Source organism: Mycobacterium terramassiliense (genome assembly GCF_900157385.1).
Taxonomy (GTDB): domain Bacteria; phylum Actinomycetota; class Actinomycetes; order Mycobacteriales; family Mycobacteriaceae; genus Mycobacterium; species Mycobacterium terramassiliense.
The window spans coordinates 362,116-381,110 of the sequence record NZ_LT717698.1; the positions used below are offsets into that span (position 1 = coordinate 362,116).

Consider the following 18,995-nt stretch of genomic DNA (forward strand, 5'->3'; position numbering starts at 1 on the left):
GTCATGCAGATCTGGCTGGCCGGCCCGCTGCTGGGTGGCGAGGTGCAGGACGCGCGGCACCTGGTCGAACTTCTGGCCGCGTTCGGGTTGACGGCGCTCATCGGCCTGGAGCGGACCGTTCAGGGCAAGAGCGCCGGGCTGCGGACCCAGACCATCGTCGGCACGTCGGCGGCGTTGATCATGCTGGTCAGCAAGTACGGCTTCGGCGATGTGTTGCACGCCGGGTCTATCGTGCTCGACCCCTCCCGTGTCGCGGCCCAAATCGTCTCGGGCATAGGGTTTTTGGGCGCCGGACTCATCATCACCCGGCGCGGCGCGGTGCACGGACTCACCACGGCCGCGGCGGTCTGGGAATCGGCCGCGGTGGGCATGGCGGCGGGCGCCGGGCTGTTGCTGCTCGCCATCGCCGTGGTGGTCCTGCACTTCATCAGCGCGCTCGCCTTCAACACGGTGGAGCGCCAGCTCGCGGCCAAGCTGCGCGGGACCACGCGCGTGCACATCATCTACGAGAACGGCCGCGGCGTGTTGCGGGAGGTGCTGCGGATCTCCGGACAACAGAACTGGCAGCTCACCGAGCTCGACGCGGACGCCTATGACATCGACGACGGCGAGGTCAGGGTGACGATGACCCTGTCGGGCAACAAAATGGGAAACGCGCGGGACGTGTTCGCCGAACTCGACGGGGTGATCGCGGTCCTGCGCGCCGACGAGGAAACGGACTGAGCTCAGCGGCCGCCGCGGGTGGCGCGATAGGAAGCGACCACACCCGCCGCGGTCAGCGCGGTGAACACGGCGAACAGCCAGCGGGCGGCGACCGCGTCGCCGCCCTGGGTGGTGTTGACCACGACGCCGGCCACTCCCGCGCCGAAGGCTCCCGAAACGAGCTGCACCGTGTTGATCGCCGCGGCCGCCGCGACGCCCTCGGCCGGGTCGTCGACGGAATCCATTGCGCGCACTGACAAATGGGGCCAGGCCATCCCGATCCCGATGCCGGCGACCAGCAACGCGAGCGTCCAGGCCGCGACCACCGCGGCGGACGCGTTGTCGCGCTGCGTGAACGCGCCCAGCGCCAGGCCCGACGCCACCACCACCGGAGCGACCGCGATCACCCGACCGATCGCCCGCGGGCTCTCCAGCGACGCGCTGACGATCTCGGAGACGGTCCAGCCGACCGCCAGCGCCGCACCGAGGAACCCGGCCGCCACCGGCGTCAGATGCGCCAATCGCTGCCCGAACAGCGGCACGTACGTGTCGACCATCGCCCCGACCATCAGCAGGCCCATGGTCAGGTAGATCCACTTCAACGGTCCGGGCCCGAAGACGCTGGGCGGCAACACCGCGGCGCGCATCCGCTTGTCGACGATCGCGAACAGCCCGGCCAGCGCGACGCCCGCCGCGAGCAGCCCGGCGGTCGCGACGATGTTGTGCGGGATCTGGGCGACGCTCACCGCCAGCGCCGCCGCGCCGATCAGCACCAGCGACCACACCGGCACCCCCAGCGCCGGCGTCTCGGCGCCCCGGCCGGCCCGGCCCGCCGGCAGCGCGACCGGCACCAGCATCGCCATCAGCGCCGTCAGGATCGCCATCGCGACGAACGCCCACCGCCACAACCCGAACTGCGCGAACAGGCCGCCCGTCGCGGGCCCCACCACCGTCGCGACGCCCCACATCGCCGACACCAGCGCGGAGGCCCGGGTCCACAGCGATCGCGGCAGCGCCGCGTTGATGACCGCGTAGCCGAGGCCGGCCAGCAGCCCGCCCGCCACGCCCTGCAGGGCCCGGGCGGCGATCAGCACTTCCATGTTGGGGGCGGCCCCGCAGGCCAGGCTGGAGGCACCGAACACCGCGAGCCCCATCAGGTACGACGGCCGCGCCCCGACGCGCACCAGCATCGGGTTGACCATCGTCGCCGCCACCACCGACCCGACCAGGTACAGCGTGGTCACCCACGCGTAGAGGCGGCTGCCGCCGATCTCGGCGACGGTGTTCGGCAGCAGGCTGATGGTCAGGAACTCGTTGGTGGCGTACAGCCCGACGCCGCCGGCCAGCACGACGGACGTGCCCAGATACCTGGCCCCGAGCAGCTCCCGCCAGCTGCCGGTGATGTTCGCGGCGTGCGTCACTTCAGGCCGGCGGCGTCCATCCCGCGCAGTTCCTTTTTGAGGTCGGCGATCTCGTCGCGGAACCGCGCCGCCAGCTCGAACTGCAAGTCGCGCGCGGCGGCCATCATCTGCGCGGTGAGGTCCTTGATCAGGTCGGCCAGTTCGGCGCGCGGCATGTTCGACGTGTCGCGGCCCTCGAACACACCGGCGCTGACCGCGCGGCCGGGCTCGCCCTGGGCGCGGCGGCCGCGGGACATGCTGCGCCCGGAACCGATTTCGACCGTCTCGGTGTCCTCGGCCTCGCGGTAGACCTGGTCGAGGATGTCGGCGATCTTCTTGCGCAGCGGCTGCGGGTCGATGCCGTTGGCCTCGTTGTAGGCGATCTGCTTGGCCCGGCGACGTTCGGTCTCGTCGATGGCCTCCTTCATCGAGTCGGTCATCGAGTCGGCGTACATGTGCACCTCGCCGGACACGTTGCGGGCGGCGCGGCCGATGGTCTGGATCAGGCTGCGCGTCGACCGCAGGAAGCCCTCCTTGTCGGCGTCGAGGATCGCCACCAGCGACACCTCCGGGAGGTCCAGGCCCTCGCGCAGCAGGTTGATGCCGACCAGCACGTCGTATTCGCCCAGCCGCAGCTGGCGCAGCAGCTCCACCCGGCGCAGGGTGTCGACCTCGGAGTGCAGGTAGCGCACCCGGATGCCCATCTCCAGCAGGTAGTCGGTGAGGTCCTCGGCCATCTTCTTGGTCAGCGTCGTCACCAGCACCCGCTGGTCGGCCTCGGCGCGCTTGCGGATCTCGACGATGAGGTCGTCGATCTGGCCCTTGGTGGGCTTGACCACCACCTTCGGATCCACCAGCCCGGTGGGCCGGATCACCTGCTCGACGAACTCGCCACCGGACTGGCTGAGCTCGTACGGGCCGGGCGTCGCCGACAGGTACACCGTCTGCCCGATCCGGGCGGCGAACTCCTCCCAGGTCAGCGGGCGGTTGTCGACCGCCGACGGCAACCGGAAGCCGTACTCGACCAGGTTGCGCTTGCGCGACATGTCGCCCTCGTACATGCCGCCGATCTGCGGCACCGTGACATGCGACTCGTCGATGACCATCAAGAAGTCTTCCGGGAAGTAGTCGAGCAGCGTCGCCGGCGGCGAGCCGGGCCCCCGGCCGTCGATATGGCGGGAGTAGTTCTCGATGCCCGAGCAGAACCCGACCTGGCGCATCATCTCGATGTCGTAGTTGGTGCGCATCCGCAGCCGCTGGGCCTCCAAAAGCTTGCCCTGGCTTTCGAATTCGGCGAGCCGCTCGGCGAGCTCCTCCTCGATGGTGGAGATGGCGTGCGCCATCCGCTCGGGACCGGCCACGTAGTGGGTGGCGGGGAAGATCCGCAGCGAGTCGACCTGGCGGATCACCTCGCCGGTCAGCGGGTGCAGGTAGTACAGCGCCTCGACCTCGTCACCGAAGAACTCGATGCGGACCGCCAGCTCCTCGTAGGACGGAATGATCTCCACGGTGTCGCCGCGCACCCGGAACGAGCCGCGGGTGAACGACAGGTCGTTGCGGGTGTACTGGACGTCGACCAGCAGCCGCAGCAACCCGTCCCGCGGCACCTCGCTGCCGACCCGCACCTCGACGGAGCGGTCGAGGTAGGACTGCGGGGTGCCCAGGCCGTAGATGCACGACACCGAGGCCACCACCACCACATCGCGGCGCGACAGCAACGACGACGTCGCGGAGTGCCGCAGCCGCTCCACGTCGTCGTTGATCGAGCTGTCCTTCTCGATGTAGGTGTCGGTCTGCGCGATATAGGCCTCCGGCTGGTAGTAGTCGTAGTACGACACGAAGTACTCGACCGCGTTGTGCGGCAACATCTCTCGCAGCTCGTTGGCCAGCTGGGCGGCCAGCGTCTTGTTCGGCGCCATCACCAGGGTGGGGCGCTGCAACCGTTCGATGAGCCAGGCGGTGGTGGCCGACTTCCCGGTGCCGGTGGCGCCGAGCAGCACCACGTCGCGCTCCCCCGCCCGGATCCGGCGCTCCAGCTCGTCGATGGCCGCCGGCTGGTCGCCGGCCGGGGCGTGCGGGCTGACCACCTCGAAGCGGCCGCCGGCGCGCACCAACCCGGCCACCTCTTCGGCGGCGGGGCGATATTCCGAGTGCGCGACTACCGGGTGTTCAGTGGCGAAGGCCATGCCCCCAGGGTAGAGGCGGGCACCGACAAGTGTCCCGGCGCCGAGCGTGCGCAGAATGCCAACCCGCGCGGCGTGTCGGCGTACAGACACGCTCGCTGGCGCCAAATGGGCAGTGAGCCCGGCCTAGGCCGAGGGGCGCGTCCAGGTGCGCGTCACCGGATCGCACTGCAGCAGGTGGCCGTCGTTGGAGGTGCTCATGGCGAACACCGAGGTGCTCGGCCGGGCGCAGGAGCTGCCCGAGGCGTGCACACCCATGGTGATGGGGGCCTTGGACCAGGTGTTGCCCTCGCAGACGACCTGCTCGTTGTTGGTGGGGTCGTAGGCGAGCTTGTCGACGTCGCTGCACGCCCCGCCGAGGACGGCGGGCGCCGGGCGCGACGGCGCCGAGGTGTTGACGACCTGGGTGGGGTCGGCCAGGGGCACGCCGGGCGGCACGTCACCGACCCGGGTGGCGATGACGGGCACCCGCACCACCGCGCCCTGCGCGCCACACTCGTTCGACAGAGCGGTTTGGGTCACCGTGCCGCGCAGCGTGCCGTCGGCCTGCGGCGCCAGCGATCCCGCGACGGTTTCCTGCTGGGTGGCCTGCACCTGCCCGTTCGGCTGGGTGCAGCCCGCGCGCTCCTGTTGAAACCCGCCCTGCCAATAGCCGCCGACGAAGCGCAGCGCGTACGTGTGGCCGCCGTCGGTGGTGCTGGCCACCTGGTGGTTGGTGTCGTCGAGCTGGGTCCCGGTCGCCGCGCATCCATCGGTGGTGCACACCGAGCGGAACGCCCACCAGCTGGTAGCCGGGCCGTCGTGCCGGATCGGGATGCCGTTGGTGGTCTGCTTGCTGCGGTCGTAGGTGAGCCGGTAGGTGCCGTCGAGCGTCGGTCCCCCGGGCCTAACGGGCGCCGCGCTCGGCGCGGGCACCGACGGTTTGGAGGCCAGCGCCGGGACGTTCGGCGCGGGGCTGTCCGGCTGAAACGAGTACAGGGCCGACCAGGTCGCCGCGATCGCGATCAGCACCGCGCACAGCAGCGCGGTCGCCCAGCGCGCCCGGGACGAGAACCGCCGGTTCATCGCCGCGATCGCGCCGCGAGGTCCGCGTCGCCGCGGAGGCGTCGGCTCGGCGGATCGGGCGGCGCCGTCGTCGGAGTCGGCGTCCTCGTCGCAGACACCTTCGCTCAGCGCCGCGGCGAAGGCGCGGCACCGGTCGAACCGATCCGCGGGTTGCTTGGCCAGGGCCTGGAAGAAGACGTCGTCGAGGTGCGCCAGCTCGGGGCGGTAATCGCTGAGCCGGGGCGGATCCTCGTGCAAATGCTGGCTGATCACCGCGATCGGGTTGGAGTGCTGGAAGGGCGGCGCGCCGGTCAGCAGGTGAAAAGCCGTGGCGGCCAACGCGTATTGGTCGGCCCGGCCGTCGATGTTGGAACCCGTCAGCTGTTCGGGAGCGGCGTAGGCCACCGTCCCCACGGCGACATTCGTCTCGGTGATGCCGCTGATGTTGGCCAGGTGGCGCGCGACGCCGAAGTCCGCCAACAGGATTCGGCGCTCCCCGTACTCGGGGTGGGTGAGCAGGATGTTGGCGGGTTTGACGTCCCGATGCAGCAGGCCGCGATCGTGGGCGTAGTCGAGCGCGCCCGCAACGGCCTGCACGATCGCGCACACCTCGTCGATCGGCATCCCGTCCTGGTAGCGCTCCTTGACCAGCCGGGCCGCGTCGGTGCCCTCGACGTAGTCCATGGAAATCCAGAGCTGGCCGTCGAATTCGCCGCGATCGTGAACGCCGACGATGTGCGGGTGCCACAGCGTCGCCGCGAGGTCGGCCTCCCGGTTGAACCGTTCGCGGAATTCCTGATCCGCGGTGACCGCCTCGGCGAGGACCTTGATCACGTCGCGCCGCGGCAACCGCGGGTGTAACGCCAGATAGACCTCGGCCATCCCGCCCGCACCGAGCTGGCGCAGGATCGTGTAGCCGGCGAACGGCGCGCCGTTGCTCAGCGCGAGCCGCGACCCGCTGACCTCGGCGGGGGGCGCCGAGGCGGGCTGGGCGTTCGGGGTGGAACTGACGGGCGGGATGCGGCGAAACAGGTGCGCGACGGTCGCCGAGGGTATCGACTCGAAGCCGGCGCGCAGGGCCTCGCGGGCCAGCCGCGGATTGCTGAGCAGCCGTCGCCCGACGTCAATGCGCCGGGTCGTCCCCTTGTGTCCGTCAGTCAACGCTTGTCCCCTCGTTTCCCTGCCTTCACTCCCCTCACGCTGGAATCATGCCGGATCTCGGTGGGCGGCGGGTCTCCGCAGGCTATGAATGAGCTATGAGTGGCCAAACCGAAATAAAGACAAATCACAGGCGAGTCCCATGGAGACCACTCGAACCGCGGACCGATACTTGATTATGTGACCCGACCCGCCCCGCCTGTCCTGACCATTCGGCACGACGGGTCTCAACGCTCGTTCGCGGCCGGCCACGAGGTCGTCGTGGGGCGTGACACCAACGCCGATATGCGGATTCCAGATCCGCGGATCTCCCGGTCGCACCTGATCGTGCGGTTCGAGCAGGGCCGGTGGCTGGCGATCGACAACGGCTCGCTCAACGGAACCTACGTCAACGGCTACCGGATGCCCGTGATCGACATCCACGACGGCCAGAGCATCAACGTCGGCAACCCGCAGGGACCGCGGCTGACCTTCGCCGTCGGGCCGCAGCAGGGCCAGGCCAACCGGCCACCCCAGCCGAGGCCGGCGCGGGACTCCGGGCCGCCCACCCTGGCGTGGTCCGCGCTGCCGGAGCAGACCAACCCGACGGCGCCGCCGCGCGGCCAGACCGGCAGCCAGCCGCGCAGCCAGCCCATGCGCGGTGGTCCCCAGCCCGCGCCGCCGCGACCGATGCCGCCCAGGCAGCCGGCCCGACCGCTGGGGCCGCCCGCGCCGCGGCCGCCCGTCGCGACGCCTCGCCAGGCGCCGCCGCCCGCGCGGATCCAGACGTCGGGGATGCCGCCCGCCAAGGGGCCGCTCCGTAGCGCGCCGCCCGACCCGCTGACCGTGGTCGACGCCCAGACGGCGGAACGGCCCGACGCGCCGCCGCCCGCCGAGTCCACCGTGATCGACGCCAGGACGGCCGACGTGTCGAACCTGGCCACCCGCTTCGTGAAGCTGCTCTCGCCGCGCATGTCGGCCGCCGCGGGCACGGCCGGCGCCATGACGATCGGCCGCGCGGCCGAAAGCGACATCGTCGTCTACGACGTCCTCGCGTCGCGCCACCACGCGACGCTGCTGCAGACGCCGCTCGGCACCGAGATCCGCGACAACAGCGTCAACGGGACGTTCGTCAACGGCACCCGGGTCGGGTCGGCGATCCTGACCGACGACGACATCGTCACCATCGGCAACGTCGACCTGGTGTTCCGCGGCGGCACCCTGGTCCAGCGCAGCGAGGCCGCCTCGCGCACCGGCGGCCTCGAGGTGCGCAACGTCCGCTACGTCGTCGACAACGGTAAGCAGCTGCTCGACGACATCTCGCTGACCGCCCGCCCGGGGACGCTCACCGCGGTGATCGGCGGCTCGGGCGCCGGCAAGAGCACGCTGGCCAGGCTGATCGCCGGCTACACCACCCCGACGTCGGGCTCGGTGACCTTCGAGGGCCACAACATCCACACCGAGTACGCGTCGCTGCGCAGCCGCATCGGCATGGTGCCGCAGGACGACGTGGTGCACCGCCAGCTCACGGTCAACCAGGCGCTGGGCTACGCCGCCGAACTGCGGCTGCCCCCCGACACCAGCAAGGCCGATCGTGCCAAGGTGGTCGCCCAGGTGCTCGACGAGCTCGACCTGACCAAGCACGCCGACACCCGCGTGGACAAGCTCTCCGGCGGCCAGCGCAAGCGGGCCTCGGTCGCCCTGGAACTGCTCACCGGGCCGTCGCTGCTGATCCTCGACGAGCCCACCTCCGGCCTCGATCCGGCGCTGGACCACCAGGTGATGACGATGCTGCGCCAGTTGGCCGACGCCGGCCGCGTGGTGATCGTCGTGACGCACATGCTGTCCTACCTCGACGTGTGCGACCAGCTGCTCCTGGTGGCGCCGGGCGGCAAGACCGCCTACTTCGGGCCGCCGGACCACATCGGCGACGCGATGGGCACCACCAACTGGGCCAAGATCTTCACCCAGGTGGGGGCCGACCCCGAGGAGGCCAACCGGCGGTTCCTCGAGCAGCGCGACGCCCAAAAGCGGCCGCAGAAGCTGGTCCCGGACAGGACCGACGAGCCCGGCGCGCTGGGTGAACCGGTGCACACCAGCGTGCGGCGCCAGATCTCGACGGTCGCGCGCCGGCAGGTCCGCCTGGTCGTCGCCGACCGCGCCTACTTCGTCTTCCTGGCGCTGTTGCCGTTCATCCTGGGCTCGCTGTCGCTGACCGTTCCCGGCGGCAACGGCTTCCACGCGCCCGGCCCCAACGCCGGGACACCCGACGAGGCCGCGCAGATACTGGCCCTGCTGCTGCCCGCCGCCGCGTTCATGGGCACTGCGCTGACGATCCGCGACCTGGTCGGCGAGCGCGCCATCTTCCAGCGCGAGCAGGCGGTCGGGCTGTCGACCACCGCGTACCTGCTCGCCAAGACGGCCGTGTTCTGCGGGTTCGCGATCCTGCAATCGGCGATCATCACCGCGATCGTGGTGGTCGGCAAGAGCGCCCCGACCCGCGGCGGCGTCCTGCTCGGCCACTCGACCTTCGGCGCCACCGCCGAACTGTTCGTCACCGTCGCGGCGACGTGTGTCGCCTCCGCCATCCTCGGATTGGCGATCTCGTCGCTGGTCCGGTCCAGCGAGCAGATCATGCCGCTGTTCGTGGTGACGGTGATGGCGCAGCTGGTGCTGTGCGGCGGGATGGTCCCGGTGACCGGCCGGCTCGGGCTCGACCAGCTGTCCTTCGCGATGCCCGCGCGCTGGGGCTACGCCGCGGCGGCGTCGACCGTCGACCTGCGCAACCTGGTGCCCGGCTCGCTGGTGTCCCAGGACCGGTTCTGGCAGCACACGTCGACGGTGTGGCTGCTCGACATTGGCATGTTGGCCGCGCTGTCGCTGTTCTACGCCGGCTTCGTGCGGTGGAAGATCCGACTGAGGCGCTGAGCGCCGATAGGGTGGGACCATCCATCCGCCGAAGCACGAGACGTTCGACCTGGTCGAGGGCACCAACACCGATCCGAAAGGCATTGTGCGGGCCGTCGACGAGTACGTCGTGCGGCCGTGGGGCCTCTACCTGGCCCGTCCCACCCCGGGCCGCGCCCAGTTCCGCTACCTCGAATCGTGGCTGCTGCCGTCGCTGGGCTTGCGCGCCACCGTCTTTCACTTCAATCCCGGCCATGAACGCGACCACGACTACTACCTCGATGTGGGCGAATACACACCCGGGGAGAAGGTGTGGCGCTCGGAGGATCACTACCTCGACATCGAGGTGCGCAGCGGCGCCGGGGTGACGCTGGCCGACGTCGACGAACTGCTGGACGCGGTGCGCCACGGCCTGCTGACTCCCGAGGTCGCCGAGCGGGCGATGCGGCGCGCCGTCACCGCCGTCGAGGGCCTGGCCCGCAGCGACTATGACCTTTGCCGGTGGCTGGCCACCCGGGGCATGGAGCTGACCTGGCATGGGGCATAGCCGTTTCCACACCGTTTCCGGGTCGTTTCCGCACATTGGCGACGGGTATTCCCACGGGATGCGCTTGAGCTTGACCGACCGCCGGCGCCGGCGCCGGACCGGCGGCCAGCCGTGTTTCGTCATCCAGCACGATGCGGCCGCCGGAGACCACTACGACCTTCGCCTGGAGATCGACGGGGTGCTGGTGTCGTGGGCGATACCCAAGGACGGCCGGCTGGCCCGCCGCACCGACGACCGACCGCTGGACGACACCGCGGGAGACGTCGTCGTCGCCGACAGCGGCACCTACGCCAATGTGACGCAGTACGAGATGGCCGAATGCCTTGAATGCGGACATCTTTCGTTCCGGCTCAGCGGCGAGCGGCTGCGCTGCTGCTACTCGTTGACCCGGGTCCGGGAGGGCGAGGACGAAACGTGGCTGCTGATCAGGCGCAAGGAAGAAGAGGACGACTGGTCATGACCGACCTCGCCGCGCTGCCCGCGCCCGTGCGCGCGGCCCTGCGCGACGAGCCGGTGCCCGACTGGCGGGCCCCGACGCTGGCCACCCTGACCGAGAGGCGGTTCTCCGACCCCGGCTGGATCTTCGAGCGCAAATTCGACGGGATGCGCTGCCTGGCATACCGCGACGGCGACCGGGTGCGGCTGCTGTCGCGAAACCGCCAGCCGCTCAACGGCACCTACCCCGAACTGGTCGACGCGCTCGGCGCCCAGCGCTCGACACGGTTCGTCGTCGACGGCGAGGTGGTGGCGTTCGAGGGGCGCCGCACCAGCTTCGCCCGGTTGCAGGGCCGCCTGGGCATCACCGACCCCGAGGTGGCCCGGGCATCGCCGGTGCGCGTCTTTTACTACCTGTTCGACCTGCTGCACCTCGACGGCAAGTCCACCACCGAAGTGCCGCTGCTGTGGCGAAAACGGTTGCTGCGCAAGGCCATCGAATTCGACGATCCGCTGCGCTACACTGCCCACCGCGTCGGGGATGGCATCGCGGCCTACCGACAAGCCTGCGAGCGCGGCGACGAAGGGGTGATCGCCAAGCTGGCCGACTCCACATATGACGGCCGGCGCTCGCCGAACTGGTTGAAGTTCAAGTGCGTTCGCGATCAGGAGTTCGTGGTCGGCGGCTACACCGCCCCCAAAGGCAGCCGCATCGAGTTGGGGGCGCTGCTGCTCGGCTACCACGACGGGCGGGACCTGGTGTACGCCGGCAAGGTGGGAACGGGTTTCGACGAGGCCACGCTGCGCCGCCTGCACGGGCGGTTGTCACCCATCGAGCAGGATGCCGCGCCGTTCACGCGGGGCCTGGTGCGCGAGAACGGCGCCCGCTGGGTGCGTCCGGAGCTGGTGGTCCAGATCGGCTTCACCGAGTGGACGCGTGACGGCAAGCTGCGCCACCCGCGCTATCTTGGCCTGCGCACCGACAAGGAGCCCGCCGACGTGGTGCGGGAGACACGCTGATGCCCCGCATCACGATCGAGGTCACCCACCCGGACCGGGTGGTGTTCCCGGCGGACGGGATCACCAAGGGCGAACTGGTCGACTACTACGGCGAGGTCGCCGACACGATGCTGCCGCACCTCAAGGGCAGGGCGCTCACCGTGCAACGGTTCCCGCGCGGCATCGGCGAGCAAGGCTGGGTGCAGCAGGATTTCGCCGATTCGCTGCCCGGCTGGATGGGCCGCGTCGAGGTCGCCAAAGAGGACGGCGGCACCGTGGTGCATCCCGTGGCCGAACGCCCGGAAGCGTTGCGCTGGCTCGCCAACCAGAACTGCGTCACGCTGCACGTGTGGCAGTCGCGGCGCCACCGACTGGATAACCCCGACCGGCTGGTCTTCGACCTCGACGCGTCCGACAGCGACTTTGCCGTGGTGCGCGCGACGGCACGCGCGGTGGCCGGGGTCCTGGACGACCTCGGGCTGGCGTGCTACGTGCAGACCACCGGATCGCGAGGGTTGCACGTCGTGACGCCCCTGCGCCCCGACACCGATTTCGACGCCGCGCGGCAATTCGCCCGCGGTGTGGCCGAGGTGGTCGCCGCCGATGACGCCGCGCATCGCACCGTGGAAGCCCGGAAGAACAAGCGCGGCGACCGGGTGTACCTCGACATCATGCGAAACGCCTACGCGCAGACCGCGGTTGCCCCGTACGCGGTGCGGGCCCGCCGGGGCGCGCCGGTGGCGACGCCGCTGGAGTGGGACGAGCTGGACACCCGCGGCCTGCGGGCGGATCGCTTCACGATCCGCGATATTCCCAAACGGCTTGCCGGGCAACCGGACCCGTGGGCCGGCATGTACCGGCGCGCCCGCTCGTTGACCGGTCCCGCGCGGCGCCTGGCGAAGCTTCGTGCCTGAACTGCCCGACGTGGAGGGGTTTCGGCGCCAGCTGGCCGACATGCTGCCGGGGCGGCGGATTCGTCGGGTGCAGGTCCACGATCCCGGCGTGTTGCGCAACACCACCGCCGCGGCGCTGGGCCGGCGCCTGGGTGGCCGGCGTTTCGATCCCCCACGGCGGCATGGCAAGTGGCTGATGCTGCCGACGGACGGCCCGACGATGCTGGTGCACAGCGGGATGACGGGGCACCCGTACTACGCCGCCGACGGCGCCGCCCGGGAGCCCCACGAGCGGCTGGTGCTCGCGCTGGATCGGGGGGAACTGCGCTACGCCGACCTGCGCAAGCTGCGCGGCGTGTGGCTGGCCGATACCGACGCGGCCATCGCGCGGGTGACCGGCCCACTGGGCCCCGACGCCCTGGGCCTCGGCCTGCCGGCGTTTCGCGAGCTGCTGACGGGCCGGCGCGGTCGAGTGAAACCCACGCTGATGGACCAGTCGGTGATCGCCGGGCTGGGCAACCTGCTCACCGACGAGATCTGCTGGCGCGCCCGGATCGCGCCGAACCGCCCGGTTCCCGGCTTGGACTCCGACGACGTCAAACGCCTGCACGCCGCCATGACGTCGGTGCTGCGCACGTCGGTGCGGCACCGCCGGGTCCCAGGGCTGCCGCGGTGGCTCACCGGCGTGCGCGACGAGCCGGACCCGTCCTGTCCGCGCTGCGGCACCCGGCTCGCGCAGGGTCGGGTCGGCGGCCGGACGTCGCGGTGGTGCCCGCGGTGCCAGCCCGGGTAATCTCGGCTGCTATGAGCCCCAGCAACCACAGGTGGACGACGATCGCCGCCCTGACCGTCATCGCGGCCGGCTCCCAGCTAAGCCCGGCAACCGCGCGGGCGGACCTGCACAACATCACCTACCGCGCCCGGATCGATGCGCTGACCACCGGCAGCCAGGCCGTTTTCGTGATCAACGGCAACCGGACGAACAGCACCAACCTTCCCTCGATGCCCGGCAACGTGTTCGAGGCCAACACGGTGTTGCCCGATCCGCAGCAGGCCGGCATGCAGATCGTGCTGCACTTCCCCTACTCCGCGAACGTGCACTGCGAGATCGACGTGGACGACAACGTTTTCACGCAGCTCGATCAGTTCGTCAGACCCACGCCGGGGAATTCCGATCCGAAAAACGGCGTGCTGCAGTGCGGCGCGACACCGACCGGCTAGGGCCGCCATCCGGTTGAGTCGGCCCACGCCCACGCCCGCCGGTAGGCGTCGGGGTACCACGGCTCCTTGGCGGCGACGTAGCGCGCGATGTCACCGCCCGCCGACCGTTCGGCCTTGAGCTTGACGGCCAGGTAGTCGGCGCGCGCGCCGGTGTCGGCCCGCAGCCACGCGACGAACAGCAGGGCGAATTGCTGGTTGGGCCAGCCGTCCACCCGGAGGTGCACGTTGGTGGGCCGGCCCGGGTCGGCGGAGGCGTGAATGCGCTTGCGCCACAGGCCCGGATCGTCGCTGTGGTCGTAGCGCTCGACGGTGCTGCGCGCATCGTCCTTGGCGACGTCTTCGGTGAGGTGCTCGATGCGTGGGTAACCGGCGGCCAACAAGGGTTCGGCGAGCTCGTCGGCGACCGCGAGCGATTCGACGGTGATCTGTATGTCGATCACGTCCTTGGCGTCCAAGGCGGGCAGCGCGGTGGAGCCGATGTGGTCGACGCGCAGCGCCCGGTGGCCGCAGGCCGTGTGCAGCCGGTTGACGATGCACCGCGCCTGCTCGGGCCAACTCGGGTCGGCCGGCACCAGCCGCGCGGGCGCCCTGGCGATCTGGCGCGCGCTCAGGTTGTGGGCGAACGGCACGATCCGGTTGTTCCACACGTCGTGGGCCCGCTGCGCCAGGTCCTCCGGGCTGCCCGAGTTGTCCAGCCAGATGTCGGCGACCGCGCGGCGCTGCTCGTCGGTGGCCTGGGCGGCGATCCTCGCGCGGGCGTCCTCTTCGGGCATCCCGCGTTGGTCGACCAGCCGTCGCACCCGCACCTCGACGTCGGCGTGCACGACCACCACGAGCGGGAACAGCGGCGCCATGCCGGATTCCACCAGCAGCGGAATGTCTTCGATGACCACCGAGTCGTCGGGGACCGACGCGATGATCTCCGCGCGCCGCTCGCCCACCAGCGGGTGCACGATCCCGTTCAGCCGCTGGCGCGCCTCGTCGTCGCGAAAAGCCTTGGCGGCCAGGGCCGGACGGTCCAGCGATCCGTCGGGAAGCAGGATGTCGTCACCGAACGCCTCAACCAGCGCCGCCAGCCCCGGGGTGCCCGGCTGGACCACCTCGCGCGCGATGACGTCGCCGTCGACGATGACCGCACCGCACTTCGCGAAGGTGGCCGACACCGCCGACTTGCCGGCGCCGATGCCGCCGGTCAGCCCGATGCGGAGCATGCGCGAGGGCGGTTACGCGTTGCCGGCGAGCTTTTCCCGCAGGGCCGCCAACTGGGCGTCGCTGGCCAGCGATCCACCGGCCGCCTTCTCCGGCGGAGCGCCGTTGCCCGGCGACTGCTCGCCACCGCCGTGCCCGGCCGCCTCGGCCGCGGCGAACTTCTCCATCTGCGCGGTGTGCATCTTGTGCCGGCGCTCGGCCTCGGCGTAGCGGGCCTCCCACTCGTTGCGCTGCTTGTCGAAGCCTTCGAGCCATTCGTTGGTCTCGGAGTCGAAGCCCTCGGGGAAGATGTAGTTGCCCTGCTCGTCGTAGCTGTCGGCCATGCCGTACTTGGCCGGGTCGAATTCCTCGGTGTAGTCCTCGTTGGCCTGCTTGAGCGACAACGAGATTCGGCGGCGCTCCAGGTCGATGTCGATGACCTTGACCATCGCGTCGTCGCCGACGGCGACCACCTGGTCGGGCACCTCGACGTGACGCTCGGCCAGCTCGGAGATGTGCACCAGGCCCTCGATGCCCTCCTCGACCCGCACGAACGCGCCGAAGGGAACCAGCTTGGTGACCTTGCCCGGCACGATCTGGCCGATGGCGTGCGTGCGGGCGAAGTGCCGCCACGGGTCTTCCTGGGTCGCCTTGAGCGACAACGAAACCCGCTCGCGGTCCATGTCGACGTCGAGCACCTCGACGGTGACCTCGTCGCCCACCTGCACCACCTCGGACGGGTGGTCGATGTGCTTCCAGGACAGCTCGGAGACGTGCACCAGGCCGTCGACACCGCCGAGGTCGACGAACGCGCCGAAGTTGACGATGGAGGACACCACACCCTTGCGGATGCTGCCCTTCTGCAGCTGGTTGAGGAACTCGCTGCGCACCTCGGACTGGGTCTGCTCCAGCCAGGCCCGGCGCGACAGCACCACGTTGTTGCGGTTCTTGTCCAGCTCGATGATCTTGGCTTCGATCTCCTTGCCGATGTACGGCTGCAGATCGCGCACGCGGCGCATCTCGACCAGCGAGGCGGGCAGGAAGCCGCGCAACCCGATGTCGAGGATCAGGCCACCCTTGACCACCTCGATGACCGTGCCCTTGACGGCCTCGTCCTTCTCCTTGAGCGCCTCGATGGTGCCCCAGGCGCGCTCGTACTGCGCGCGCTTCTTGGAGAGGATCAGCCGGCCCTCTTTGTCCTCCTTGGTGAGGACCAGGGCCTCGACCTCATCGCCGACGGAAACGACCTCGTTGGGGTCGACGTCGTGCTTGATGGAGAGCTCGCGGGCGGGGATGACCCCTTCGGTCTTGTAGCCGATGTCGAGGAGCACCTCGTCCCGGTCCACTTTGACGATGGTGCCCTCGACGATGTCGCCATCGTTGAAGTACTTGATCGTTTTGTCTATTGCGGCGAGAAAATCCTCGCTCGAGCCAATGTCGTTGACGGCTACTTGCGGCGAGGTGACGGTGGGACTCGGCATGTTGTTGGGTTGCTCCGGACAGGTGAGGTCGTAGGGATAAAACTGGGATTTACCTGTCGAGGCTACTCGACAGGGCACTAGCTGGACAAACTCGGCCGCTACATGCTGAAGGGAATGTAACGCCAGGGCGAATTTCCGGCCGATTTTTCGCCCTCACGTTACACCGGCGGCCCTAGTGCGCGGCGGAGTCCCAGGAGCGTCCGTAGCCCACCGACACCTCGAGCGGGACGTCCAGCGGGTACGCGCCGCCCATCTTCTCCCGGGCCAGCGCCTCGACCCGCTCCCGCTCACCGGGCGCGATTTCGAACAACAGTTCGTCGTGCACCTGCAACAGCATGCGCGACGCCAGCCCCGCCTCCTTGATCGCCTTGTCGACCTCGATCATCGCCACCTTGATGATGTCGGCGGCGCTGCCCTGGATGGGCGCATTGAGCGCCGCCCGCTCGGCGGCCTCGCGCACCTGCCGGTTGCTGCTGTCCAGCTCGGGCAGGTAGCGCCGGCGGCCCAGCACCGTCGAGGTGTAGCCGTCCTTGCGGGCCTGCTCGACGACGTCCATCAGGTAGTCGCGCACCCCGCCGAAGCGGGCGAAGTACTGGTCCATCTGGACCTTCGCCTCCTCGGTGGAGATCTTCAGCTGCGCGGCCAGCCCGTAGGCGCTCAACCCGTAGGCCAGCCCGTACGACATCGCCTTGACCCGGCGCCGCAGCTCGGCGGTGACCTCCTCGATCGGCACCCCGAACGCCCGCGAGGCGACGAACGAGTGCAGGTCCTCCCCCGTGTTGAACGCCTCGATGAGGCCCTCGTCGCGGGACAGGTGCGCCATGATCCGCATCTCGATCTGGCTGTAGTCCGCCGTCATCAGCTCTTCGTAACCCTTGCCGACGACGAACGCGTCGCGGATCTGGCGGCCTTCCTCGGTGCGGATCGGGATGTTCTGCAGGTTGGGTTCGGTCGACGACAGCCGGCCGGTGGCGGCGATCGTCTGGTTGAACGTGGTGTGGATGCGGCCGTCGGCGGCCACCGAGTTCAGCAACCCGTCGACGGTGACCTTGAGCCGGGTGACGTCGCGGTGGGCCAGCAGGTGCTGCAGGAACGGATGCCCGGTCTTGTCGAACAGCGACTGCAGGGCGTCCGCGTCGGTGGTGTAGCCGGTCTTGGTGCGCTTGGTCTTGGGCATCCCGAGCTCGTCGAACAGCACCACCTGCAACTGCTTGGGCGAGCCCAGGTTGATCTGCTTGCCGATCACGGCGTAGGCCGCCTCGGCGGCGTCGCGGATCTGATCGCCGAACTGGCTTTGCAGCTCGCCCAGCAGCTGCAGATCGACGGCGATGCCGGCGCTTTCCATGTCGGCCAGCACCTGCTGGACCGGCAGCTCCATCTCGCCCAGCAGCGCGGTGGAGTCGATGCGATCCAGCTCGGCGTCCAGCGCGTCGGCCAGGTCCACCACGGCGCGCGCCCGCAGGATCAGGGTCTGCACGGCCTGCTCGTCGGTGCCCTCGACGTCGTCGAGCAACGAAAGCTGTTGCTGTTCAGGGCTTTCCGCGCGCAGCTCGCGGCGCAGGTAGCGCAGCGAGAGGTCGTCGAGGGTGAAGCTGCGCTGCCCGGGCCGCACCAGGTAGGCCGCCAGCGCGGTGTCGGAGCTGATGCCGTTCAGCGTCCAGCCGCGGCCCGCCAGATCGTGGATGGCGAGCTTGGCCTCGTGCAGCGCCTTGGGCTTCGCGGGGTCGGCCAGCCAGGACGCGAGCGCGGCGTCGTCGTCGGGGGTCAGCGTCGCGGTGTCGACGTAGCCGCCCTCGCCGTCGGCGGCCGCGATGCCCAGACCGGTGGCGTCCCCGCCGTGCGGCAGGTGGGTGCCGGCCACGGCCAGCCCGGCCCGGCGCCCGTCGCCGGCGTGCGCGGCCAGCCATTGCCCGACCGTCCCGGGCTCCAGCGCGCCGCCGCGCACGTCGAAACCCTCGTCGACCTCGGGCTCGACGGCGACCAGGGTGTCGAACAACCGGTCGCGCAGCACCCGGAACTCCAGGTCGTCGAAGAGCCGGTGGATCTGGTCGCGGTCCCAGGGCTGCAGCCGCAGCGTGTCCGGGGTTTGGGCCAGCGGCACGTCCTTGACCAGCTCGGTGAGGTCCCGGTTGCGGATGACGCCGGCCAGGTTGGCCCGCAGCGCGTCGCCGACCTTGCCGCGCACCGAGTCGACGTGGTCGACCAGCGCCTGCAGCGAGCCGAATTCGGCGATCCACTTCGACGCGGTCTTCTCCCCGACCCCGGGGATGCCGGGCAGGTTGTCGCTGGGATCGCCGCGCAGCGCGGCGAAGTCGGGGTACTGCGTGGGGGTCAGCCCGTATTTTTCGACGACCGCCTCGGGGGTGAACCGGGTCAGCTCGCTGACCCCCTTGCGGGGATACAGCACGGTGACGTCGTCGCTGACCAGCTGCAGGGAGTCGCGGTCCCCGCTGACCACCAGCACGCGGTAGCCCTCGTGTTCGGCCTGGGTGGCCAGCGTCGCGATGAGGTCGTCGGCCTCGAAGCCCTGCTCGGAGAGCACCGTGATGCCCAGCGCGCCCAGCACTTCCTTGGTGATGTCGATCTGGCCGTGGAACTCGTCGGGGGTCGACGACCGGTTGGCCTTGTATTCGGGGTACCGCTCGGAGCGGAAGGTCTGCCGCGACACGTCGAACGCCGCCGCGATGTGCGTCGGGGCCTCGTCGCGCAGCAGGTTGATCAGCATGGCGGTGAAGCCGTAGACGGCGTTGGTGGTCAGGCCGCCGCGGGTCTTGAAGTTCTCGGCCGGCAGCGCGTAGAACGCCCGGAACGCCAGCGAATTGCCGTCCAACAGCATCAGTGTCGGTTTGGTTTGTTCC

Annotated in this window: 14 protein-coding genes; 8 read left to right on the top strand and 6 right to left on the bottom strand. The window is 70.1% G+C overall.

The features are described from left to right. Positions 1-3 precede the first annotated feature (3 nt). Positions 4-723 (top strand): MgtC/SapB family protein, encoded by a 720-nt coding sequence (locus MTAB308_RS03720; protein ID WP_077097992.1) that lies wholly within the window; start codon positions 4-6, stop codon positions 721-723. 2 nt (positions 724-725) lie between these two features. Here MTAB308_RS03720 and MTAB308_RS03725 read toward each other — a convergent pair whose 3' ends face one another. The 3 genes from MTAB308_RS03725 to MTAB308_RS03735 all read right to left on the bottom strand — a co-directional run bounded on the left by MTAB308_RS03725 (position 726) and on the right by MTAB308_RS03735 (position 6,490). Beyond that, positions 726-2,123, bottom strand: coding sequence for an MFS transporter (locus MTAB308_RS03725; protein ID WP_077097994.1), 1,398 nt, complete (start codon positions 2,121-2,123; stop codon positions 726-728). Beyond that, positions 2,120-4,288, bottom strand: coding sequence for an excinuclease ABC subunit UvrB (gene uvrB / locus MTAB308_RS03730; protein WP_077097996.1), 2,169 nt, complete (start codon positions 4,286-4,288; stop codon positions 2,120-2,122). Before uvrB ends, MTAB308_RS03725 begins: the two co-directional genes overlap by 4 nt. A 123-nt stretch (positions 4,289-4,411) precedes the next feature. Further along, a complete protein-coding gene (locus tag MTAB308_RS03735) occupies positions 4,412-6,490 on the bottom strand; it encodes a serine/threonine-protein kinase (protein WP_077097998.1) in 2,079 nt (692 codons plus the stop codon). Between the two features lie 177 nt (positions 6,491-6,667). On the opposite strand from MTAB308_RS03735, the gene MTAB308_RS03740 reads away from it, so the two are divergent. The 7 genes from MTAB308_RS03740 to MTAB308_RS03770 all read left to right on the top strand — a co-directional run bounded on the left by MTAB308_RS03740 (position 6,668) and on the right by MTAB308_RS03770 (position 13,468). After that, complete coding sequence (locus tag MTAB308_RS03740) at positions 6,668-9,394, top strand: ATP-binding cassette domain-containing protein (protein WP_077098000.1); 2,727 nt, start codon at positions 6,668-6,670, stop codon at positions 9,392-9,394. A gap of 85 nt (positions 9,395-9,479) precedes the next feature. Beyond that, positions 9,480-9,920 carry a ribonuclease FAU-1 family protein gene (locus MTAB308_RS03745; protein WP_077098002.1) on the top strand — a complete coding sequence of 147 codons (441 nt, stop codon included), beginning with the start codon at positions 9,480-9,482 and terminating at the stop codon, positions 9,918-9,920. A 58-nt stretch (positions 9,921-9,978) separates the two neighbouring features. Then, complete coding sequence (locus tag MTAB308_RS03750; protein ID WP_077098004.1) at positions 9,979-10,380, top strand: DNA polymerase ligase N-terminal domain-containing protein; 402 nt, start codon at positions 9,979-9,981, stop codon at positions 10,378-10,380. Continuing rightward, positions 10,377-11,375: a non-homologous end-joining DNA ligase gene (gene ligD, locus MTAB308_RS03755; RefSeq protein ID WP_077098006.1), complete on the top strand. Its 999-nt coding sequence runs from the start codon at positions 10,377-10,379 to the stop codon at positions 11,373-11,375. Before MTAB308_RS03750 ends, ligD (MTAB308_RS03755) begins: the two co-directional genes overlap by 4 nt. Next, entirely contained in the window at positions 11,375-12,268 is an 894-nt protein-coding gene (ligD, locus tag MTAB308_RS03760; RefSeq protein ID WP_077098008.1) for a non-homologous end-joining DNA ligase, read from the top strand. The genes ligD (MTAB308_RS03755) and ligD (MTAB308_RS03760) overlap by 1 nt, the downstream gene beginning before the upstream one ends. Further along, a complete protein-coding gene (locus MTAB308_RS03765; protein WP_077098010.1) occupies positions 12,261-13,040 on the top strand; it encodes an Fpg/Nei family DNA glycosylase in 780 nt (259 codons plus the stop codon). Before ligD (MTAB308_RS03760) ends, MTAB308_RS03765 begins: the two co-directional genes overlap by 8 nt. Before the next feature lie 11 nt (positions 13,041-13,051). Next, positions 13,052-13,468, top strand: coding sequence for a hypothetical protein (locus tag MTAB308_RS03770; RefSeq protein ID WP_077098013.1), 417 nt, complete (start codon positions 13,052-13,054; stop codon positions 13,466-13,468). Here the strand turns inward: MTAB308_RS03770 and coaE are convergent. The 3 genes from coaE to polA form a co-directional block, all read right to left on the bottom strand. Then, entirely contained in the window at positions 13,465-14,679 is a 1,215-nt protein-coding gene (coaE, locus tag MTAB308_RS03775; RefSeq protein WP_077098015.1) for a dephospho-CoA kinase, read from the bottom strand. The genes MTAB308_RS03770 and coaE overlap by 4 nt on opposite strands. A gap of 12 nt (positions 14,680-14,691) precedes the next feature. Further along, positions 14,692-16,137 (bottom strand): 30S ribosomal protein S1, encoded by a 1,446-nt coding sequence (gene rpsA / locus MTAB308_RS03780; RefSeq protein ID WP_077098017.1) that lies wholly within the window; start codon positions 16,135-16,137, stop codon positions 14,692-14,694. Positions 16,138-16,309: 172 nt separating this feature from the next. After that, positions 16,310-18,973, bottom strand: coding sequence for a DNA polymerase I (gene polA / locus MTAB308_RS03785; protein WP_108637196.1), 2,664 nt, complete (start codon positions 18,971-18,973; stop codon positions 16,310-16,312). Positions 18,974-18,995 lie beyond the last annotated feature (22 nt).

Bases quoted from the DNA above. Each gene is read 5' to 3' on its own strand.
- MTAB308_RS03720 (WP_077097992.1), top strand. From the start codon at position 4: ATGCAGATCTGGCTGGCCGGCCCGCTGCTGGGTGGCGAGGTGCAGGAC.
- uvrB (WP_077097996.1), bottom strand. From the start codon at position 4,288: ATGGCCTTCGCCACTGAACACCCGGTAGTCGCGCACTCGGAATATCGC.
- MTAB308_RS03750 (WP_077098004.1), top strand. From the start codon at position 9,979: ATGCGCTTGAGCTTGACCGACCGCCGGCGCCGGCGCCGGACCGGCGGC.
- ligD (WP_077098006.1), top strand. From the start codon at position 10,377: ATGACCGACCTCGCCGCGCTGCCCGCGCCCGTGCGCGCGGCCCTGCGC.
- ligD (WP_077098008.1), top strand. From the start codon at position 11,375: ATGCCCCGCATCACGATCGAGGTCACCCACCCGGACCGGGTGGTGTTC.
- MTAB308_RS03770 (WP_077098013.1), top strand. From the start codon at position 13,052: ATGAGCCCCAGCAACCACAGGTGGACGACGATCGCCGCCCTGACCGTC.
- coaE (WP_077098015.1), bottom strand. From the start codon at position 14,679: ATGCTCCGCATCGGGCTGACCGGCGGCATCGGCGCCGGCAAGTCGGCG.
- rpsA (WP_077098017.1), bottom strand. From the start codon at position 16,137: ATGCCGAGTCCCACCGTCACCTCGCCGCAAGTAGCCGTCAACGACATT.
- polA (WP_108637196.1), bottom strand. From the start codon at position 18,973: ATGCTGTTGGACGGCAATTCGCTGGCGTTCCGGGCGTTCTACGCGCTG.